Origin of the sequence: Novosphingobium sp. ERN07 (assembly GCF_012641335.1) — a bacterium.
Classification (GTDB): Bacteria; Pseudomonadota; Alphaproteobacteria; order Sphingomonadales; family Sphingomonadaceae; genus Novosphingobium.
The window spans coordinates 1-18,453 of the sequence record NZ_JABAID010000035.1 but is presented as its reverse complement, the minus strand read 5'-3'; the positions used below and the strand labels follow the sequence as shown (position 1 = coordinate 18,453).

Genomic DNA, 18,453 nt, shown 5'->3' with positions numbered 1-18,453 from the left:
ACGGGATTATCATAGGAGTAGCGCCTCGGCCCAAATCAGGCCCGGCAAGCTCAACGCTGGGCATCACCCGCGCAAGGTGGGGGCCGCACAGCGCTTACCCCGCGCCCGCGCGATGTCACCAAAAAGGCGACGCCATTCGTGCAGCGCGATGCGCACGGGATTTCGGGAATCAAGATCGTGCACCAGTCCATATCGCAGCGCTCGATCATGGGGTTCTGCACGAAAGGTGCCAAACACGCGGTCCCAGACGATCAGGACGCCTCCAAAGTTGCAGTCAAGAAACTCGGTCTCGCTAGCATGATGTGCGCGGTGATGTGATGGCGTGTTGAAAACCGCTTCGACCCAGTTTGGCAGGCGGCGCACGGCTTCGGTGTGCAGCGGAAACTGATAGATGAGGTTCGCGCCTAGCAGCACAGCTACCACCGTCGGCGGAAATCCGATCAGCACCAATGCGGCAAAGAAGGTCCAACCCAGCGAGAAGAACTCCGTCCAGCCAAGGCGAACTGCGCTGGGCAACACATACTCGCGCGAGGAATGGTGCACCGCGTGCGTTGCCCACATCCAGCGAACGGTGTGGCTGAAACGGTGGAACCAATAGTAGGCGAATTCAACGGCAAAAAATCCGGCGACTGTCAATGGCGGTCGGATTCCAGGCCAGCACGGCGGAGTAAAAGAAGGCCATTGAGGATGAGCGCGGACTGTATACAAAGGGCCCTTATCGGGGCCCTTTGCATATTTGCCGTTTTGCGTCGTGTCAGTCGGCGGGGGCGGCCTGGTTTTGCTCCGCCCCGGCAGCGCGGCGGCGGTGGGCGGACTGCTTGAGGCGGTAGCTGTCGCCGTTCATGGTGAGGATGCTGACGTGGTGAGTAAGCCGGTCAAGCAGCGCTCCGGTGAGCCGCTCGGACCCCAGAACTTGCGTCCAGTCCTCGAACGGCAGGTTGGAGGTGACGATCGTCGATCCCCGCTCGTAACGCTGCGAGAAGGTTTCGAACAACAGTTCCGCGCCTGTGGGCGAGAGCGGAACGTAGCTCAGTTCGTCAACGACCAGCAGCTTCACGGCGGCAAGGTCGCGCTGCATCTTGAGCAACCGCTTTTCGTCGCGGGCTTCCATCAACTGGTTCACCAGCGCCGCGGCGGTGGTGAACGCGACGGTGAAGCCCTTCTGGCAGGCCGCCAGGCCAAGCGCGAGCGCGACGTGGGTCTTGCCCGTCCCGCTGTTGCCCAGCGCGATGATGTTTTCCCGCCGCAGGATGTATTCGCAGCGCGCCAGTTCCAGCACGAGCATCTTGTTGAGGCTGGGGATGGCCGTGAAGTCGAAGGTATCGAGGCTCTTCACCGCCGGGAACCGGGCGGCCCGGATCCGGCGCTTCACCGTGCGGCGCTCCCGGTCGATCAGTTCCAGCTCGATGAGACGCAGCAGGTAGCGGGTGTGGTCGATGCCATTGCGTGCACATTCCCGGGCTAGCTTCTCATACTCACGCAGGACCGTGGGCAGCTTGAGCTGCTTGAGGTGATGCGCCAGCAGGACCTGCGGCGTGCCCGCCGTCGTACCGGCCGGCATCTTGTCGTCCGAGGCCCTGCTCATGCCGCCAGTTCCGGCAGGAGCGTGGCATAGTCGGCGGCGCGCGTCGTCTTCACCTCCATCTTGGGCAGATGCGGATAGGCGGCCAGATCGAGCCGGGCGGGCCGGCGCTCAATGCGCGCCAACGCGATCTGCTTGATCGCATCGAAGCCGATGGCACCGATGTGGCTCGCCTCGTTCACCGCGAAGGTGACCACCTCCATCGGGATTGCTTCCAGAAGACGCAGTACCTGGATGAACTCGCGTTTGCCCTTGTTGCCCATCCGCGCCGCCAGGAGGTGACGCAGATGCTGGAAGACCTCGGGCAAGTCCCAGCCCTGCAGCGCGGCGGCCTGGTCGAGGGCTCCCGGCTTGGTCTCGATCAGCGCCAGATAATGGAGTGGGTCCGCCACGAACATGGCCTCGCCATAACAGCGCGGGTGGCGGGCGATCTCCTCGCTGCCGCACAGGATGACGACCTGATCGACGAAGCCCTTCACCACCACGTCCTGGAAGCCGTAGCGGGTCGGAACCGAGTAGTCGTTCGTCCGGTAGCGCACCAATGCTGTCGACGATACGCGGGCGGCCCTGGTCTCGCACGGCTCGAACGTCCCTGATGGCACGGGACGCATCGTCGCCAGGTCGCCCACGAGCCGCTCGCCGATCGTCTGACTGTGCCGTCCAGCGCGCTCTTCCTGTCGGGCGCGGCAGCGGCGTTCCAGTTCCGCGTTGAAGTCGTCGTAGCTCGCTGCATGCGGGATCGATACCATGAAGTGCGTCCGGGCATGCTTTACCAGTCCTTCGATCTTTCCCTTGTCATTGCCCTTGCCGGGGCGGCCGAAGCGATCGGTGAACAGGTAGTAACTGACCAGTCCGGTGAAGGCCTGGGTGCGCTCGCGCTTGCCATCGCCGCAGATCTTCGCGACCGCGATCTTGGTGTTGTCGTACAGAATCGAACACGGCACGGCGCCGAAGAAGGCACATGCCGAAACGTGCCCGTCGAGGAAGGCCTCGGTCGTCTCCGCCGGATAGGCCTTCACGAAGCAGGCATCTGATTGTGGCAGGTCCATGCAGAAAAAATGGACCTTCTGCCGAACGCCGCCGATCACGCCCACCGCCTCGCCAAAATCCACCTGCGCATGACCCGGTGGATGCACCAGCGGTACGAACGTCTCGCGGCCGCGCGCCCGGCATTGCCGGACATAATCCTTCACCACCGTGTAGCCGCCGCCATAGCCATGCTCGTCGCGCAGGCGCTCGAATATCCGCTTGGCCGTGTGCCGCTGCTTTACCGGCGCTATCCGGTCCTCCGCCAGGATCCGGTCGATCACCGGCAGCAACGGTCCCAACTTCGGCTTGGCCACCGGCTTCGTGCGCGTGTAGCCCGGCGGCAACGAGAACCGGCACATCTTGGCAATCGTATCACGGCTCAGGCCAAAGACCTTCGCCGCCTCACGCTGACTGTTCCCTTCCACAAACACAAAACGGCGAACCGCTGCGTAGGCCTCCACGGCAAACATCCCGGGCCGCTCCAAAAGGAGCAACCTTATCCAATGGCTGGCTTTTACACCGCCGCGCTCAGCAAATCGCCGGCGCTCCATTGGTCTGGTTTGTCACCGCCCTGCACAGCCAACGCAGGCGCCAGGCAGCCTGATCTAAGTGCTCTGATATCCAAAACTGCCCTTTATATGGAGCGGCCTCACGAACTCGACGACGGTACGGTGATTTCCGAGTTCACTGCCTCTGGCAACGAATTGCTGATGACCGCCGCAGTACCTCAGGGTACGGGCGCATTCTCAGACTATACCAAGACGGCGGCGACAAAGGCGATTTGCACTCGCCGCGCTTTTGCACCTCTGCTGCAAGGCGGAGCGACTATTAGGGCCCGGTACGTGGGTGCAGGGAGGAAGAGGGTAGGGGAGGTCACCGTGACGACCGCGAACTGTTTGGGCTAACACGCGATCAATTGGCATGACGATGGTAGATTAGCGGGGGTAATTTTAGAGTCCTCTATCTGGGAGGAACCCCTCCGAATTCAGTCGGATACTGGCTTCAGCCACAGACTCGCGTGCTAGCCTTTAACCTCGGGAAAAGTGGAAGCCGCCGAAGGCGTGAAGCTTCCGCTTTTCCCGAGGTTAAAGGCTATGGCGTATCGGTCTGGTTGTCACACCACATTCCATCATCGCTACTATCTCGTTTGAGCGCCGAAGTATCGGTACAAGGTGCTGATCGGCGCTGTGCGGCTTCGGGTGCGCGAGATCAACCGTCAGGTCTGCGCCGAGATGGGCGTGACGATCATCAATGGCGCGCTGTCGAAGGACCACGTGCACATGTTCGTCGAAATTCCGCCGCACGTCTCGGTCAGCGACTTCGTGCGCCGGGCCAAGTGGCGCTCATCCCGCAAGATCCAGCGGGAGTTCGAGCACATCCGCAAACGCTACTGGGGCCAACGCTTCTGGCAACGCGGCTACTTCTCGACCACATCCGGCAACATCACAGATGACATCATTATGCGTTACCTCGACCGACATACCCACAAGGATTGCTTCAGCACCTCCGCTTGATCCTACCGGCGTCAGCCGGTCAGTGATTCAGCCCCCAAACCTACTCCCAAGCATCGGCAGCGATCGGCCCACAGGCTCTACTCGTTGGTGAAGGAAGGCCGGCGCTAGGGCCACGCAGACTGCCAAATCGATTTTTCACACGACAGCGCGCCGCAATCAAAAGTGTCACGGCAAGCGAACAAATTCGCACCGCCTACCAATTGCTGCAAACGATAGCGTGGCCTGCTTAACGTTTTTGGCTTTTCCCGAGAATCAACGCGAATACGCTGCTGCTCCTGTCTCGTGACCGAAGCGCCAAGGTTTTTCGATATATTCAACCGCGAATTGAATAAGGCGATGCCATCTGTTAAGGAATACTACCTATGCATTATAGCATATATGGGCAAGGGCCGTCTATCTTGTTCACCAAAAATTTCGCCTGACGCCATAATTTAAAAAATTGAGGAAAATATGCCAGAGAATAATAAATCTATATGTATCAATAAGATTCGATATCTTGAGGTTTATATTGATGCCTGCCTTAAGGTAGCGGACGAGCTTCAATTAAAGCTATTAGGAATACATTTAAATGATGCTCTAGAGACTGTCAGAAAGATATCCGCGGATAAAAAAGACAATGATCAATAGAAATATGGTATGTGAAGTGGTGTTTATGAATATTTATGTTGATAACACAGTAGTTGTGATCAAATTTGATAAATAATTGATGGTTGATTCTAAGATTGATTTTTAAAGTCGGTGCTGCTTCCCACTTCTTTGAGAGAAGAGAGTTGGAATGGCTGATGAGGCTGCAGCCGCAGTCACGGCAATGCCTTCGAGCCTGTCCAGAAAGTTATTGAGCAACACCAGCGTGTTGTGATTCACACCGTCCTGCGAGAGATGGAGTGAACGATCGCATGAACTGGAATTGTCCGGATAGAGCATAGCCGGAAGGGGTTGCGCTATTCCAGCGAAATGACTGACCGGGAATGGCAGTTGGACACGTCGAAGAACCGCGTGATGTTGGGGTGACGCGCAGGCCAGCGGCTGCCGGAAGCCCTGATGCTGCCATTGCGCAGGTTTGATTGGCAGATTTCGTTGCGCTTGGTCTGCCTTTTGAGCGATTTCCGGATCAAACGGGCACACTTCGCCCCTCGAGCCATCCGAGGCGCTGGAAGTTATAGGCGAGGTTGGCCATGCCGATCTTGATGCGGCGTGGGCGATGCCGATGGTGCGTACCACGAGGCGCATGCGATGCTTCTGTCCTGCAAAGACGTGTTCGACTGCCGAGCGGATGGCTGACCGCTTTGCGCTTCCTCTGGCTGCGTCATGTCTTCGCCGATGGCTGCTACACCGGCGACAAACTGCGCGAGGCCGTTGCCGACGCGGGAACCTGGACGATCGAGCTCATCAAACGCTCTGACAGAGCCAACGGCTTCCAAGTCCTCCAGCGTCCGTGGTTGGTCGAACGGACCTTTGCATGGCTCGCTGGCTGCCGCCGTCTCGCCAAGGATTGGGAAATAGCCATCGCCTCGTCCACAGCAAGGGCCACAATAGCCTTGATCCGCAGAATTACGCGCATAACAGCAAGATATTGCTATGCTTGGTGAACTTCCGAGCCAAGCACTCAGTCGTGAGCGAGATAGATTGTCAAGGATGGATTGGCGCACTGCTTGGCAAGGTGGGTGAAGGAGGTGGGCCAAGGACTCTTTCCCCGTTTCGCCTGTGATGCGCACTGTAGCAAGCCTCCATTGCTACGATACATGGCGGCAGAGCGCCTGCGTATGTGCATACCGTCTCGCGCAGTTGGCGGTGGCGGACGACGACCATTGACGCGCCATCTGATCGTCCGTCAGCCACTACAGATCGCTCATGCTCAGTCTCCTCACGGAGCCTGAATCACATCGTCCTTAGCCCATCAATGCGGCGTGAGCCTAGCGATTAAAAGTCGAAGAAATCCTTTTCGATAAATCTTGAAGCACCGTAGTCACATAAGACATACCAATTTCAGTTAATTCTATCCAAATTCGGCGTCGATCATTTCGATCGGGCATCCGGTTTACGACACCATTGTCATACATAATTGCCAGCCATCGAATGGTTGTCGCACATGGGGTGTCAGAGGAAATTGAAATGTCAGTGACGCTAATTGGCCTTCCTGACGACTGCGCACTAAAAATTTCAAATAGTATCCTCCAACATACCTCGTTTGCATTAAAACCGATAGCAAGTTTGCTTCTAGTCCAATAATTATCGCAAATTATTTTTGATAACGCTCCTAAATCAATCGAGTTTTTATTTTGTTTGTTTCGCTCTAAATTGTCGTAAGTGAATAGGAATCCGGAAAGCATTTTGCTTGCTTCTTCAATCGTTCCGATGTCTAAGCGTTCCACCTAAGAATCATCCTTGAAGTAGATATAGACATTCCATAACACGAAGATCGAAACTGGAGCGAACTGAATCCGTTTCAGATTGGCAGGATCGTGTTCTCCTCGCACGGCTCCCCCACCTTGGACGGCCCGGACCTAGAATTTTCCGTCTGGGCCGGATCCGAAGGACTGATTGGCTTACCGCACCGATCGGGAAGGCATTGGAGATGGCACTGTGCGGTCGCCCCTTGTTATAAAACCGGGCGCGACCGCACTCGTCTCTTGGCTATGCAACCCCAGCGGAGTTCGACGCCCAACTGGATAAGCAATGGCCTGCTTCGCTAGATCCTACGGGCTCCGCTACGCAGCCCATTTCTTCAACCGCGCTGATGCGCAACGAAGCGGCTCGGCTCTAATCCCAGCCGGAGGAAAGCTGGAGGTCACGTCAGTGCCCGCGATCTCGGCCGCGCGGACCCAGCGCCGCGTCTGATACCATGGCCCTACAGAATCAGTCCCAGCCAACGCTCAACATCAATCCGCCAATCCGTTTCCGTCCTCCATCAAGCTGAGTCGCGTGAAACAAGCCGTTTCGCTCAAGGAAATCACAAAATTACTCCCTTGCCAACGCAGCACCATGTGGATTTCCCTAAGTAATTATATCTTCAGTGTGGGCAATTTTGCGCGCCATTCGCTTCAATTTGAACCGGGAATTGAGTGCTGGATTCCTACGACGAGCCTAGTTTGATCGGGCCATTTGGAGGAACACACATATGGTTGCGAACCTCGGGCCATCACCTGCAGCCGAACGAACCTCGGACCGTCTAAGTCAGGTTGCGACCCTGCAACCTTCTGCTGCCAAACAACGGTCAGCCATAATGGCAGGTGGTCCGTTAGCTTCAGCGTTTGCTCTGGCGGCATGCGGCGGCGAGGGGGGGGACGCGCAACCTGCTGCAAGCCCTTCGGTAACACCAACTGCGCAGTCCGCACCGACTGCCTGGCCTAGCGTTGATCCGAATCAAATCAAAGCAGCAAGGTTTTTGGCGCAAGCGAGCGTGGGTTGTGCGAGCGGTGACATCGAGGCGTTGGCGGGCACGTCGGTCGAAGCTTGGCTCGACACGCAACTTGCCATGCCCCGTCCTCAGAAATTCTGGGACTTCCTTGTTACCAATGGATACGATGCGTCATCCAACAAATCGACCACTAATGGGTTTGACCCGATGATATGGTCGCAACTTATCGGTAGTGGAGATGTGCTGCGTCAAAGAGTTGGATTAGCGCTTTTAAATATATGGGTTGTCAGCATCGATGGAATTACGTCGAGCTGGAAGCAGTTTAATATAGCATCATATCTTGATAACATATGGGACAATGCATTTGGAAACTATAGAGACGTTATGGAGGCAGCTTCTACCAGTTTAGCTATGGGAATGTATTTGACGTATCTAGGGAGCACCAAGCAAAATAACACTAAAAATGAAATGCCAGATGAAAATTTCGCACGAGAGCTAATGCAGTTGTTCACAATAGGACTTTATCATCTGGAAATGGACGGAACTGAATCCAGGTCTGGCGGCGAGCCTATTCCAACATACACCCAGGAAGACGTCAGTCTCGGGGCGCGTGTTTGGACTGGATATACATATGGCAGCAGTGAGGTTGATACTCCGGCCCGCGTTCGCTTGCCAATGGCCATCAGGCCCAGTTTGCATGAGACACAGCAGACGTCTTTCTTAGGGGGGAGGGTCAATGTTCCCTCCGACTCAGACGCTCAGGTGGCGCGCAAAATTACGCTCGATGGACTTTTTAATCATCCAAACATGCCGCCGTTCATATGCAAGCGTCTAATTCAAAGCCTTGTGTCGTCCAACCCTTCGCCGGCCTACATACGGCGCGTTGCAATGACATTCGTTGATAACGGCAATGGCGTCCGAGGTGATCTAAAAGCAGTCATCCGGGCCATTTTGCTCGATGCTGAAGCTCGAGATGACACGGTTGTGGCATCAACCAGTTTCGGAAAACTGCGCGAACCCGTGTTGCGGTTCTTGCAATGGGCGCGCGCATTCAAGGTTCGATCCCCAAGCCAACTTTGGCCGTTTGGTAGCCTTGCCTCTGGTGCCACGCAACTTGGGCAAAGCCCTGCACGCGCGCCGTCCGTGTTTAACTGGTTCCGGCCAGGCTACAGTCCGGCAGGCACAGCTATCAGCAATGCGGGTCTCGTTGCGCCGGAATTCCAAATTGCAAACGAGCCTTCGGTTATCGGTTATGTCAATTTCATGCAGTCAGTTGTGGAGTCAGGCGCGGGAGATGCTCAGCCTGACTACTCCGAGTTCCGTCAAATAGCATCTGACAGCTCAAAACTCGTGAGCAAGCTGAACCTCGTACTAGCCGCAAACCAAATCAATGAAGCGAGCCTTCGTCGTATTCGCGATGCGGTAGAATCCATAAATGGAACAACCGACGCAGGACTGACTAGGCGGGTGCAGGCGGCAACGGTTCTTATACTAGCAAGTCCTGAATATCTGATTGTAAGGTAGCGCATTGGGAAAGATGATGACAAAATATTCCCGCCGATCTTTTATCAAAGATGGGTCGCTTCTTTCAATAGCGGGCGCAACGTCCCCGTTCGTGCTGAACCTAGCTGCAATAGGAGAGGCAGCGGCAGCGACCGCAAGCGATTATAAGGCACTCGTGTGCGTATTTATGTACGGAGGTAACGACTATGCAAATACGCTGGTACCATATGATCAAGATCGATTCTCATCATATAGTCAACTTCGTCCGAGCCTAGCTTACAATCATGAAAGTCTTGATGCAACAAGGCTGGATCCTGTGACGCCATTGCCTTCAGGCGCGCAATATGCCCTCGCTCCGGCGCTAAGTAAGCTACATCCGATTTTTCAAAGCGGAAAAATGGCTGTTATGCTTAACCTCGGAACTCTAATTGAGCCGACAACAAAAGCACAGTACTTATCACGATCCACTGTATTGCCGCCCAAGCTTATGAGTCATAATGATCAGCAATCATTTTGGCAAGCGTCTGGGGCCGAAGGTGCCAAATCAGGATGGGGTGGAAGAGTAGCCGATTTAGTTCAGTCTGGAAATGGCAATTCAATGCTGACGTGTGTCAGCGTTTCTGGTAATGCTGTTTTTCTTTCAGGAAATTCTGCGATCCAGTATGCTATTACGCCTTCTGGGCCAATCGCGTTAAATGCGGGGTCCGCACTTGGCGGTTCAGCGTTAGCGTCCGATGTTCTCAAAGAAATGATTGGAGGTTCACTGTTAGGCAACCATTTGTTTCAGGAAGAATATGGAAAAATTGGTTCTAGATCCCTTAAATTATACTCCCAGATCAATTCTGCTATATCTGGCGGGCCGACGATCGGTACTGTGTTTCCATCCTCTGTAGATCCACAAAGCACGCTTTCTGCTCAATTAAAAATGGTCGCCCGACTTGTATCAGTCGGAAAAGAACTTGGGATGAAGCGCCAAATATTCTTTGTCTCGACGGGGCGTTTCGACACGCACAGTTCTCTTAAAACAGTGCATCCTGTTCTTCTCGAGAACCTTGCAGATGCTCTACGAGCTTTTTACGACGCTACGGTCGAGCTTGGAGTCAGTGAACAAGTTACGACATTTACCGGCTCGGATTTCGGTCGAACTCTCACATCGAACAACGATGGCAGTGATCACGGCTGGGGAAGCATGCATTTCGTGCTCGGTGGGGCGGTGAAGGGCGGTAGATACTACGGTACAAATCCCGTCCTGGCAAACGGAGGTCCGGACGACATTGGCTTAGGGCGCCTAATTCCTACAATGTCGGTCAATCAGTATGCAGCTACCTTGGCCAAGTGGTTCGGTGTTCCCGCCGGAGATCTGCCGCTTATACTGCCCCATCTTCCCAACTTTGTAGGCTCCAAATTCGGCACAGACCTTGGATTTATGGCATGATCGTCATCCCTCGCTCCGTGGCCTCGTTTGCATGCTTTGCTGCATGCGCGCTTCCGCAGCTTGCTCATGCGCAAGTCTACGAGATCAATGACGGTAATGTTGTACAAGTGCGCACTGGCGGCGGTGCGGTGGCATGGCGAAATATTGAAGATGTTTCGGCCATTGTGCCTCAGCGAGGAACGTTTCGAGCTGTCAGCTCTCGAGCAGCATCATCCCTAACGCGTGCGAGCCAGTTCCGAAGACACCTGGAACGAGCTGCTGACAATGCGGGCTTGCCTACAGCTTTGTTAGAAGCACTTGTGTGGCAGGAAAGCAGGTGGAATGCATCAGCGGTTTCACCGAAAGGTGCCGTTGGTCTTACGCAACTTATGCCACGGACCGCGCGTGAACTTGGTGTAAATCCGTACGAACCTGCAGCCAATCTGATTGGTGGAGCACAGTATCTTCGCAAGATGCTGAACCAGTTCGATGGGAACCTGGTGCATGCACTTGCCGCGTACAACGCCGGTGCACGGCGCGTTCAGCAAGCAGGTGGAGTACCCAGAATTAAAGAGACGCGGGAATATGTTGCAGCGATTCTCTCTCGTCTGCAGCACGTTCGTACAAGTGAGAGACCTCAAATCAAAAATATGAAAGTCGCACCATGAGCTTTTCGTATTCTACGACGTCGATGCAAGTCGCGTCGCTATGGACCCGCCGACTGACATGCGCTCTGATCGGTTCATCAGCGTTCGCCTCAAAGGCATCAGCCGCAGCAAGCTCCAGCGATCCAGCCGGTTCTGGTCCGATCGTCCACGCGCTATTCTGGCTACAAGGCACCTTGATGGGCAACGTAGCAACGACAATGGCTGTGATCGCGGTCGCAATGGTAGGATTTATGATGTTGACCGGACGCATGAACTGGCGTTTCGGGGCAACAGTAATAATTGGATGCTTTATTTTATTTGGATCTGCCAGCATCGTTTCGGGAATTCGCTCAACTACTAGTGCCGTCAACTGATTTATGACGTCAACTCGGATATTTACACCATTGACTCGTCCTCAGACATTTGGAGGTGTTACGTATAGCTTCTTTATTATCAACATGGCGGTAAATACCGAGATGTTCCTCATGACAAGGTCATACTGGATATTGCTATCAGCAGCCTTGATTCATGTCGTTGGATATATGTTCTGCCTTCGCGAACCACGCGTATTTGATCTCTGGTTGACCAAGGTAAGTATGTGTCCGCGCATACCAAATTGGCGGCGCTGGGGCTGCAACAGCTACTCACCATGATAGTATTCGGGAACAGAAGATGAGTTTGAGAAAGACGCCAGCTGACTGGAGCCATCGGGAAATGCACGCTGGAAAGCGGCTTCCTTATGCTGAAATATTTCAGGGAAAGACTATTCGTCTCCGCAACGGCGCACTCATGCAGGCCATCGCTCTTACCGGGCTTCCATTTGAAACGGTCGACTCAGACGAGCTGGATCACATGTTGGTGATTCGGGACGTACTTCTTCGCACAGTGTTGGATTCCAATTTCATAATATACCATCATCTAATACGTCGTCAGGTAACGGCACGCGTTGAAGGTGAGTTTTCTAACCCGTTGGCGCGGGCCGTGGATGATAAGTGGAAGAGCAAACTGGATTCCCGTAGGCTCTTCGTAAATGATCAGTATCTCTGTGTTATTCGTCGACCGCCTCGTGGGAAGACCGGCCTGCCACAAAAAGTTTTGCACTGGATAAAAGACGAACATGTTAAAGTAAATTCCGATTCCGTACGTGAAATTGACAATGTGACACAAGCATTGGTTGCAGGATTGGCGCCGTACGGCGCCAGAAGTCTGACAAACTATGATACCGCCAACGGCACTGCAAATGAACTACTGGAATTTATTTCGCTACTATACAATGGTGAAATGAAGCCAGTTATTTCTCCTGGACCTAAGACGGACATCGGGTGCCACATTCCTTATGTCAGAGTGAGCTTTGGCCTGGACGCCATAGAGCACAAAGGTAACGGCTGGCGAAATTTTTCCGGAATTCTGGGCATCAAAGAGTATCCTGCAGCAACGCGAGCAGGACTGTTCGACGTACTTAGCCAATTAGACGCAGAATGCGTAGTGACCCAGTCGTTTGCTCCTGCCGAGCGCCAGATTGCTCGAGAGAGAATTGATCTGGCAATTCGACGGTTAAGGGCGGTCGATGATGACACTGCATCTGAGCGTCGCGACATGCTTCTTGCCAAAGATGCTCTAGTCAGCGGACAGGCTGGGTTCGGTGACCATCACTTCAGTGTCCTCGTTCGGGCAGGGACGCTAGCAGAACTTGACATTGCAATTGCTAAGGCCGCGGCTTCGCTTGGGGAAACTGGTGCGGTCATCGTGAGAGAAGAAGTGAATCTGGAGCCTGCTTTCTGGGCGCAGTTTCCGGGTAACGAAGCTTACGCCGTGCGCAAGGCGCTTGTTTCTACAGGGAACGCTGCAGGTTTGATATCACTACATGGATTTCCACTTGGGACAAGTAGCGCAAACCACTGGGGGTCAGCAGTCTGCCTGTTCGAGACCAGCGGCCGAACGCCCTATTTTTTTAACTTCCACGCCAACGATCTAGGCCATTTTACCGTGATTGGCCCATCGGGGTCCGGCAAGACAGTGGCACTGAATTTTCTGGCTGCACAAGCCCAGCGATTTACGCCGCGCACGGTCATTTTTGACAAGGATCGAGGCTCAGAAATTTTTGTCCGTGCACTTGGGGGGCATTATGCGCGCGTGCGGCCCGGCCAACGAACAGGATTCAATCCTTTCCAACTGCATGATTCGCCTGAGAACAGAGCCTTTCTGGTTACATGGTTGTCTGCTTTGATCAAACCATGCACGCCTGAGGAGGAGGGGCAGGTTCAAGCAGCAATTGACATGGCATATCAGCATCGAAGGGAGCTTCGGAAACTTCGGAACATCCATGAGTTGCTCTCTGGGAAGAGTCGACCACACGAAGGCGATCTCGCATCTCGACTTAACCCATGGATTCACAATGGCGCGCACGCCTGGCTTTTCGACAACGATAGCGATGCAATGGACCTTGATCAGTCTATTCTAGGTTTCGACATGACCGATGTGCTGGACATGCCGGCGTTACGTACTCCAACGATGATGTACCTGTTTCACCGCATTGAACAACGTCTCGATGGTGAACCGACCCTGATCATCATAGACGAAGGTTGGAAGGTTCTTGATGACACCTTTTTTGCCGGACGTTTACGGGATTGGTTGAAAACCTTACGCAAACGAAATGCCGTCGTAGGGTTCGGTACCCAAAGTGCCCGCGATGCGCTGGAGAGCAGCATATCCACCGCGATTGTTGAACAAACAGCAACTCAAATCTTCATGCCCAATGCCAAAGGACGCAAAGATGATTACTGCAGCGGCTTTGGTCTCTCTGGCCACGAACTTGAGATTATTAGGGCTCTGCCTGCGGGAGGAAGATCGTTTCTTATCCGTCACGCAAATCACTCAGTTGTGGTGAAACTTAACCTGTCCGGAGAACACGAACTTTTGAAGATCATTTCTGGCCGTGAGAAGAGTGTTCGAGAAATGGACGAGTTGATCGAAATTCACGGGCCTGATCCTCGTGGATGGCTCGATCAGTTGACAGGTGGAAATTGGAACCTCGCTTGCGAGTCAATCTCATGAGCCGATGCGACCGACTACAGGAAGATCCTTTTACATCGTTATCGAACGCGCTGCTGCACATCGACTGCACTTCTGAGCGATATGTCGCACACTCATTCGATCTGATATTCGGACAAAATGGATCGTTTGGCGAAGCATTGTCCATAATGATAGGTATATATATTGCCATATACGCGGTGAATCTTGTCCTTGGGCGAGGAAATTTATCGCTTGCCACGTTGACGCCGAAGATGCTCAAAATCGGAGTACTGATTACATTTACGACGTCGTGGTTGGCATATCAGGAAGTATTTTGGAATCTTCTTGTTCGAGGGCCTGATGCGATTGCTGGGATTATTCTTGGAGCTAGTGGAAGCGCAACATATTCCTTCGCGGTTAAGCTGGATTACGTTTTAGCAATTACCGCCCAATCGGCACAAGCCACGCAAGCATCAAACAGTGTTATACCAGTGCCAGGATCACTTACGCCGCAACTTGCAGGAGTGCCAGCGCGCTCAGCGGATATTCTTTGGTTGTCCAACATGATGTTCAGCTTGGGGACAGTCGGGGTGTTGATAGTTGCGCGAATCTGCTCTGTTATACTAATTTCAATAGGGCCTGTATTCATATCATTCGGGATATTTAAAGGGACGCATGGATTTCTTGAAGGGTGGTTGAAGGCTGTGTTCGCGTTCTCAGTCGTACCGCTGTTTGCGGTTCTATTAGGAACGGCATGTTTGAACATGCTCGAACCGGCTGTTGCTAAAATCTCTGCAGCGGGTGGGACGGTGCCTTTGGGCTTGGCGGATGCGTTTTTTCTGTCGGCATTTGTCTATCTTTCGTTGATGTTTCTTTCATTTCGCGCGGCGATGATTGTGGCTGCGGGCTTTCACATTAATTCGGATGGGGGACGCGGATGGCCAAAAATCGATTTTCGTCCATCAGAACCGCCGAATTTTGCCCCGCCCAATCGTGATGGCGGCTTGCCGGGTCCCGCTCTGGACAGTCGTTTGCGGCACTTGGCGTTTGTAGAGAGTGGGAGCTCTGATTCTGACCGCGCTCAAGCGGGCGATGTCGCTGTTGGCGTTCAGCATGCACAGAGCCATTTAGTGCTTAGTGATCAGGGTATCATTCCAATGTTGGACGGCGATAAGCGCCGTGATCCAAGAATTCGCCCCTTATCCCGCTCTGCCCGATCATGAAGAGGCGGCAAATGAAGATCTTGAACTATCTTGCATTCGGCGTTCTTGTAGCCGCGTATTCGCCCCATTCTGCGGTGATTGCAAATCCGCGCATTATTGAAGTCAAATTTGATAGCGATGCTGTCGTACATGTCTCGTGTGAACTTAATAGACAGACGATGATAGAATTCGATAAAGGTGAGAGAATTGAAAATATTGCGATTGGTGAGGCAGAGGATTGGCAAGTTACTCCAAGTAAGGGGGCCAATTTAATATTTATCAAACCACTGGTTATGAAGTCAAAGACAAATATGACGGTCGTGACTAACGCCCGTCGATATTTATTTGATCTGAGCAGTATGGGGAATGTCGGTTCTGGAATATACGCCTTGCGCTTCCGATACCCTGAAGAGCTTGTCTTGCCATTCTCAAATGAACTGCAGCAGGAAGTTTCGCATGTCCCGCAGGCAGTTAGTCGACCTGACGTCTACCCATACTCATGGCAAATGGCAGGGGATGCTACCCTCTTCCCTGAGGAAATATATGACGATGGATCATTCACTTTCTTGAAGTGGAAGCCGGGGTTGGATGTGCCCGCGATTTTCTCTCCCACGATAGATGGGCAGGAAGGCCCTGTAAATTGGACGATGTCCAGCGACGTCATCCGTGTTGATGGAGTTCAAAGCAGTTATGTTCTTCGGATCGGCAAGATAAAGGCGGTCCTGACAAGATCAGGACCCATGAAGCCGATTGAGAAGAGTGATAATTACGGAAGCGGAAAATGAAACGATTTAGAAGTGGCGGGGACGAACTGGATCCACGGACGGAGGTGGGCGCCGATGAGCTGGCGCTAGCGTCTTTTAATGGGTATCCGGCGGTCGCGAGACATGGTTCTCGTTCTGATCGTGCGGGTCTGATGTTGGGTGGGAGCATTGCATTGCTTCTTGGAGCGACCACTTTCTTTAATCTCTCACTCGCTCGATCTGACGACGAGGTGGGGGAAGCACCGTCAAGTGACGTGTTCAATCCAGTTAAGCCGGTCGGAGAATTGCCTGAACCCGTGTTTGGCTCTCAGGTTGCCAATGTCCCTGTGTCTACACCAGAAATCCGTCTCAGCGACGCCGAATCTTCGGATGCGACAAATATCACGATGGATTCGCCGCCGACCGGTAGCGTACAAGGTGCTGCCACGGGCCCTTCACCAGCGGTAGTTTTTGACAGTGGTGCACAAGATGCGGGTTCTGGACGGATTTCGGGATTTTCGGACACGACAAAAGCAGGATTTTCAGAAGCTGGAGCAAGGGTTTCGCGCTCCAGTACCGACGCCAATGATGATCAGTTGGCTGGAAATGTTATGCCCGTCGGGGAAAGGCCGCGTGTCAGTGCTGAAAGTATGATTGCACCTCACGCAACGGTTGCAGAAGGTGTGTTGATTTCTGCAGTTTTGGAAACAGCGATTAATTCAGATCTGCCAGGTTTCGTGCGAGCAGTCATTAGCCGCGATGTGCGAAGCTTTGATGGCACCACCGTGCTGATACCTCGCGGATCGCATGTGATTGGAGAATATAAAAGTGGTCTAGCTGTCGGCCAAACGCGAGCGTATGTGCTGTGGACAAGGTTGATGCGCCCAGACGGCGTTTCCATCGCGTTGGCTTCGCCCGCAACAGACACTGTTGGCGAGAATGGGTTGACTGGCAAAGTCAATGGGCATTTTGGCAAGCGATTTGGCATGGCGCTCCTATTGTCATTGATCAACGCTGGTGGACAGGCATTGGGTGGGGGGGGAGCGGTGGTCATCGCCGGCCCCTCTCAAGTGGCAACAAGTTCACTTCAGCGTGAGGTCGGTATTCCGCCAACTGTGCGTGTCTCGGCAGGTATGCCAATCGGCATTTTCGTTGCGAGGGATCTAGATTTTTCCGGTCTAGGCGAGCAGCAAAATTGACGGGAATATTTCTCAACGCACAATTGTCCCATTTCGCCCCTTGGATGGCGCGAGGGGATGTGACCGAAATCATCATCAACCGGCCCGGAGAGATCTGGATTGAACATGCAGGTCGGAATGGCTTGTGTAGCGAAAAAGCGGCATTTGTAAGCGATGCATTTGTTGAGCAACTTGCATATCAGGTCGCAAGAGCCAGCCGTCAGGGTATAAACGGCGAGGAGCCAATTCTGGGCGCTACGCTGCCGGATGGTTCAAGAGTGCAGATTATTGGACCCTCCGCTACTCGCGGGCATTGGGCGCTTGCAATTCGACGGCATCATGACCGTCGTATAAATTTGTCAGAATTTGCTACGGGACCACTTCTTCCCGCTACTCGACCTCGGTTGGATGCGGAGATGGCGCGCAAAGATCCTTTGGCTTTTTTGATCAGCGCTGTCTCAAATCGTGCTACAATTCTGGTTAGCGGAAGAACGTCTTCCGGAAAGACATCTTTCCTGAACGCTCTTCTTGAACATGTGCCCAGCAACGAGAGACTGATCCTTGTTGAGGACACTCCAGAATTGAGGGTGATGCAAGAGAACGTGGTCGGACTGGTTGCCGTGAAAGGTATCCTTGGCGAAGCTAAAATTGACGCCAACGACCTGCTACAAGCATCGCTTCGGATGCGCCCTGATCGCATTGTACTTGGCGAAATGCGGGGGATCGAGGCCGTGAGTTTTTTGCGGGCAATCAACACCGGGCACCGAGGCAGTTTTTCGACAATTCATGCCAACACTCCTCGTGGTGCGTTGGATCAATTGGCACTCATGGTTATGCAGGCAGGCATTGGAATGTCTATGGCAGAGATTATGCAGTATGCATCCGGTTTGATAGACGTGATCGTTCAGTTAGATTTGGTCGCCGGAAAACGAAAAATTGTCGATATCTTGATCCTCCAAAGCGACAAGCTTTAATGTCGAGCGATGCGTGGAGGGCAGTTTGATGAGATGAGTAGGAAAATCTCTGAATATGTGTCACGAATAGACCTTAGTTTTCGCTGATACTCCCCTGTGCGACACTGTCTACGTATGAGAATTCTGATTTCCAGGAGCAATAACGCACACCGCCAATTGCGCGTTTCGTCGTTTGCCTCGCGGCTCACCTTCAGCCACCTGGACACCCGCAATAACCGCGACTTTGGCGGCACGCTGACCGGTTTTGTGTTTGACGGGTCGAGTGCGGGCATTTGAGCGGGCTGGTGGGCATTGCTG

General features: G+C 53.5%; 15 protein-coding genes and 4 pseudogenes. 14 read left to right on the top strand and 5 right to left on the bottom strand.

Annotated features, from left to right (window positions below; genetic code table 11):
* Window positions 1-63: 63 nt before the first annotated feature.
* The 3 genes from HGI47_RS21305 to istA all read right to left on the bottom strand — a co-directional run bounded on the left by HGI47_RS21305 (window position 64) and on the right by istA (window position 3,081).
* Window positions 64-636: a sterol desaturase family protein gene (locus tag HGI47_RS21305; protein ID WP_240950356.1), complete on the bottom strand. Its 573-nt coding sequence runs from the start codon at window positions 634-636 to the stop codon at window positions 64-66.
* Window positions 637-754: 118 nt separating this feature from the next.
* The gene (istB, locus tag HGI47_RS21300) at window positions 755-1,585 is read right to left on the bottom strand and encodes an IS21-like element helper ATPase IstB (RefSeq protein ID WP_168854769.1); all 831 of its coding nucleotides are present in this window, start codon (window positions 1,583-1,585) and stop codon (window positions 755-757) included.
* The gene (gene istA, locus HGI47_RS21295; RefSeq protein ID WP_168854768.1) at window positions 1,582-3,081 is read right to left on the bottom strand and encodes an IS21 family transposase; all 1,500 of its coding nucleotides are present in this window, start codon (window positions 3,079-3,081) and stop codon (window positions 1,582-1,584) included. The genes istB and istA overlap by 4 nt, the downstream gene beginning before the upstream one ends.
* A gap of 696 nt (window positions 3,082-3,777) precedes the next feature.
* On the opposite strand from istA, the pseudogene tnpA reads away from it, so the two are divergent.
* Window positions 3,778-4,125, top strand: a pseudogene (gene tnpA / locus HGI47_RS21290) (IS200/IS605 family transposase); the annotation flags it as partial.
* A 1,111-nt stretch (window positions 4,126-5,236) separates the two neighbouring features.
* Here tnpA and HGI47_RS21285 read toward each other — a convergent pair.
* Window positions 5,237-5,499, bottom strand: a pseudogene (locus HGI47_RS21285) (hypothetical protein); the annotation flags it as partial.
* Here HGI47_RS21285 and HGI47_RS21280 point away from each other — a divergent pair.
* Window positions 5,415-5,714 (top strand): annotated as a pseudogene (locus tag HGI47_RS21280) (transposase); the annotation flags it as partial. The pseudogenes HGI47_RS21285 and HGI47_RS21280 sit on opposite strands and share 85 nt — an antisense overlap.
* Window positions 5,715-6,038: 324 nt before the next feature.
* Here the strand turns inward: HGI47_RS21280 and HGI47_RS21275 are convergent.
* Window positions 6,039-6,497 carry a MarR family transcriptional regulator gene (locus HGI47_RS21275; protein WP_168854767.1) on the bottom strand — a complete coding sequence of 153 codons (459 nt, stop codon included), beginning with the start codon at window positions 6,495-6,497 and terminating at the stop codon, window positions 6,039-6,041.
* A gap of 233 nt (window positions 6,498-6,730) precedes the next feature.
* Between HGI47_RS21275 and HGI47_RS21270 the strand changes: the two are divergent.
* The 12 genes and pseudogenes from HGI47_RS21270 to HGI47_RS21215 all read left to right on the top strand — a co-directional run.
* Window positions 6,731-6,889, top strand: a pseudogene (locus tag HGI47_RS21270) (IS3 family transposase); the annotation flags it as partial.
* Between the two features lie 354 nt (window positions 6,890-7,243).
* Window positions 7,244-9,007 (top strand): DUF1800 family protein, encoded by a 1,764-nt coding sequence (locus HGI47_RS21265; RefSeq protein ID WP_168854766.1) that lies wholly within the window; start codon window positions 7,244-7,246, stop codon window positions 9,005-9,007.
* 16 nt (window positions 9,008-9,023) lie between these two features.
* Window positions 9,024-10,421, top strand: coding sequence for a DUF1501 domain-containing protein (locus tag HGI47_RS21260; protein ID WP_240950355.1), 1,398 nt, complete (start codon window positions 9,024-9,026; stop codon window positions 10,419-10,421).
* On the top strand, window positions 10,418-11,068 hold the full coding sequence (locus tag HGI47_RS21255) for a lytic transglycosylase domain-containing protein (protein ID WP_168854765.1): 651 nt from the start codon (window positions 10,418-10,420) through the stop codon (window positions 11,066-11,068). The genes HGI47_RS21260 and HGI47_RS21255 overlap by 4 nt, the downstream gene beginning before the upstream one ends.
* 23 nt (window positions 11,069-11,091) lie before the next feature.
* Window positions 11,092-11,421 carry a TrbC/VirB2 family protein gene (locus HGI47_RS21250; RefSeq protein ID WP_168854770.1) on the top strand — a complete coding sequence of 110 codons (330 nt, stop codon included), beginning with the start codon at window positions 11,092-11,094 and terminating at the stop codon, window positions 11,419-11,421.
* 3 nt (window positions 11,422-11,424) lie between these two features.
* Window positions 11,425-11,700, top strand: coding sequence for a type IV secretion system protein VirB3 (locus HGI47_RS21245; RefSeq protein WP_168854764.1), 276 nt, complete (start codon window positions 11,425-11,427; stop codon window positions 11,698-11,700).
* A 19-nt stretch (window positions 11,701-11,719) separates the two neighbouring features.
* Window positions 11,720-14,101, top strand: coding sequence for a VirB4 family type IV secretion/conjugal transfer ATPase (locus HGI47_RS21240; RefSeq protein WP_168854763.1), 2,382 nt, complete (start codon window positions 11,720-11,722; stop codon window positions 14,099-14,101).
* On the top strand, window positions 14,098-15,282 hold the full coding sequence (locus HGI47_RS21235; RefSeq protein WP_168854762.1) for a type IV secretion system protein: 1,185 nt from the start codon (window positions 14,098-14,100) through the stop codon (window positions 15,280-15,282). Before HGI47_RS21240 ends, HGI47_RS21235 begins: the two co-directional genes overlap by 4 nt.
* 11 nt (window positions 15,283-15,293) lie before the next feature.
* Window positions 15,294-16,046 carry a TrbG/VirB9 family P-type conjugative transfer protein gene (locus HGI47_RS21230; RefSeq protein WP_168854761.1) on the top strand — a complete coding sequence of 251 codons (753 nt, stop codon included), beginning with the start codon at window positions 15,294-15,296 and terminating at the stop codon, window positions 16,044-16,046.
* The gene (locus tag HGI47_RS21225; protein WP_168854760.1) at window positions 16,043-17,203 is read left to right on the top strand and encodes a TrbI/VirB10 family protein; all 1,161 of its coding nucleotides are present in this window, start codon (window positions 16,043-16,045) and stop codon (window positions 17,201-17,203) included. Before HGI47_RS21230 ends, HGI47_RS21225 begins: the two co-directional genes overlap by 4 nt.
* A 44-nt stretch (window positions 17,204-17,247) precedes the next feature.
* Entirely contained in the window at window positions 17,248-18,156 is a 909-nt protein-coding gene (gene virB11 / locus HGI47_RS21220; RefSeq protein WP_168854759.1) for a P-type DNA transfer ATPase VirB11, read from the top strand.
* A 114-nt stretch (window positions 18,157-18,270) separates the two neighbouring features.
* Window positions 18,271-18,432: a hypothetical protein gene (locus HGI47_RS21215; RefSeq protein WP_168854758.1), complete on the top strand. Its 162-nt coding sequence runs from the start codon at window positions 18,271-18,273 to the stop codon at window positions 18,430-18,432.
* Window positions 18,433-18,453: the final 21 nt, after the last annotated feature.

Bases quoted from the DNA above. Each gene is read 5' to 3' on its own strand.
- istB (WP_168854769.1), bottom strand. From the start codon at position 1,585: ATGAGCAGGGCCTCGGACGACAAGATGCCGGCCGGTACGACGGCGGGC.
- istA (WP_168854768.1), bottom strand. From the start codon at position 3,081: ATGTTTGCCGTGGAGGCCTACGCAGCGGTTCGCCGTTTTGTGTTTGTG.
- HGI47_RS21265 (WP_168854766.1), top strand. From the start codon at position 7,244: ATGGTTGCGAACCTCGGGCCATCACCTGCAGCCGAACGAACCTCGGAC.
- HGI47_RS21260 (WP_240950355.1), top strand. From the start codon at position 9,024: ATGACAAAATATTCCCGCCGATCTTTTATCAAAGATGGGTCGCTTCTT.
- HGI47_RS21255 (WP_168854765.1), top strand. From the start codon at position 10,418: ATGATCGTCATCCCTCGCTCCGTGGCCTCGTTTGCATGCTTTGCTGCA.
- HGI47_RS21250 (WP_168854770.1), top strand. From the start codon at position 11,092: ATGCAAGTCGCGTCGCTATGGACCCGCCGACTGACATGCGCTCTGATC.
- HGI47_RS21245 (WP_168854764.1), top strand. From the start codon at position 11,425: ATGACGTCAACTCGGATATTTACACCATTGACTCGTCCTCAGACATTT.
- HGI47_RS21240 (WP_168854763.1), top strand. From the start codon at position 11,720: ATGAGTTTGAGAAAGACGCCAGCTGACTGGAGCCATCGGGAAATGCAC.
- HGI47_RS21235 (WP_168854762.1), top strand. From the start codon at position 14,098: ATGAGCCGATGCGACCGACTACAGGAAGATCCTTTTACATCGTTATCG.
- HGI47_RS21230 (WP_168854761.1), top strand. From the start codon at position 15,294: ATGAAGATCTTGAACTATCTTGCATTCGGCGTTCTTGTAGCCGCGTAT.
- HGI47_RS21225 (WP_168854760.1), top strand. From the start codon at position 16,043: ATGAAACGATTTAGAAGTGGCGGGGACGAACTGGATCCACGGACGGAG.
- virB11 (WP_168854759.1), top strand. From the start codon at position 17,248: ATGGCGCGAGGGGATGTGACCGAAATCATCATCAACCGGCCCGGAGAG.
- HGI47_RS21215 (WP_168854758.1), top strand. From the start codon at position 18,271: ATGAGAATTCTGATTTCCAGGAGCAATAACGCACACCGCCAATTGCGC.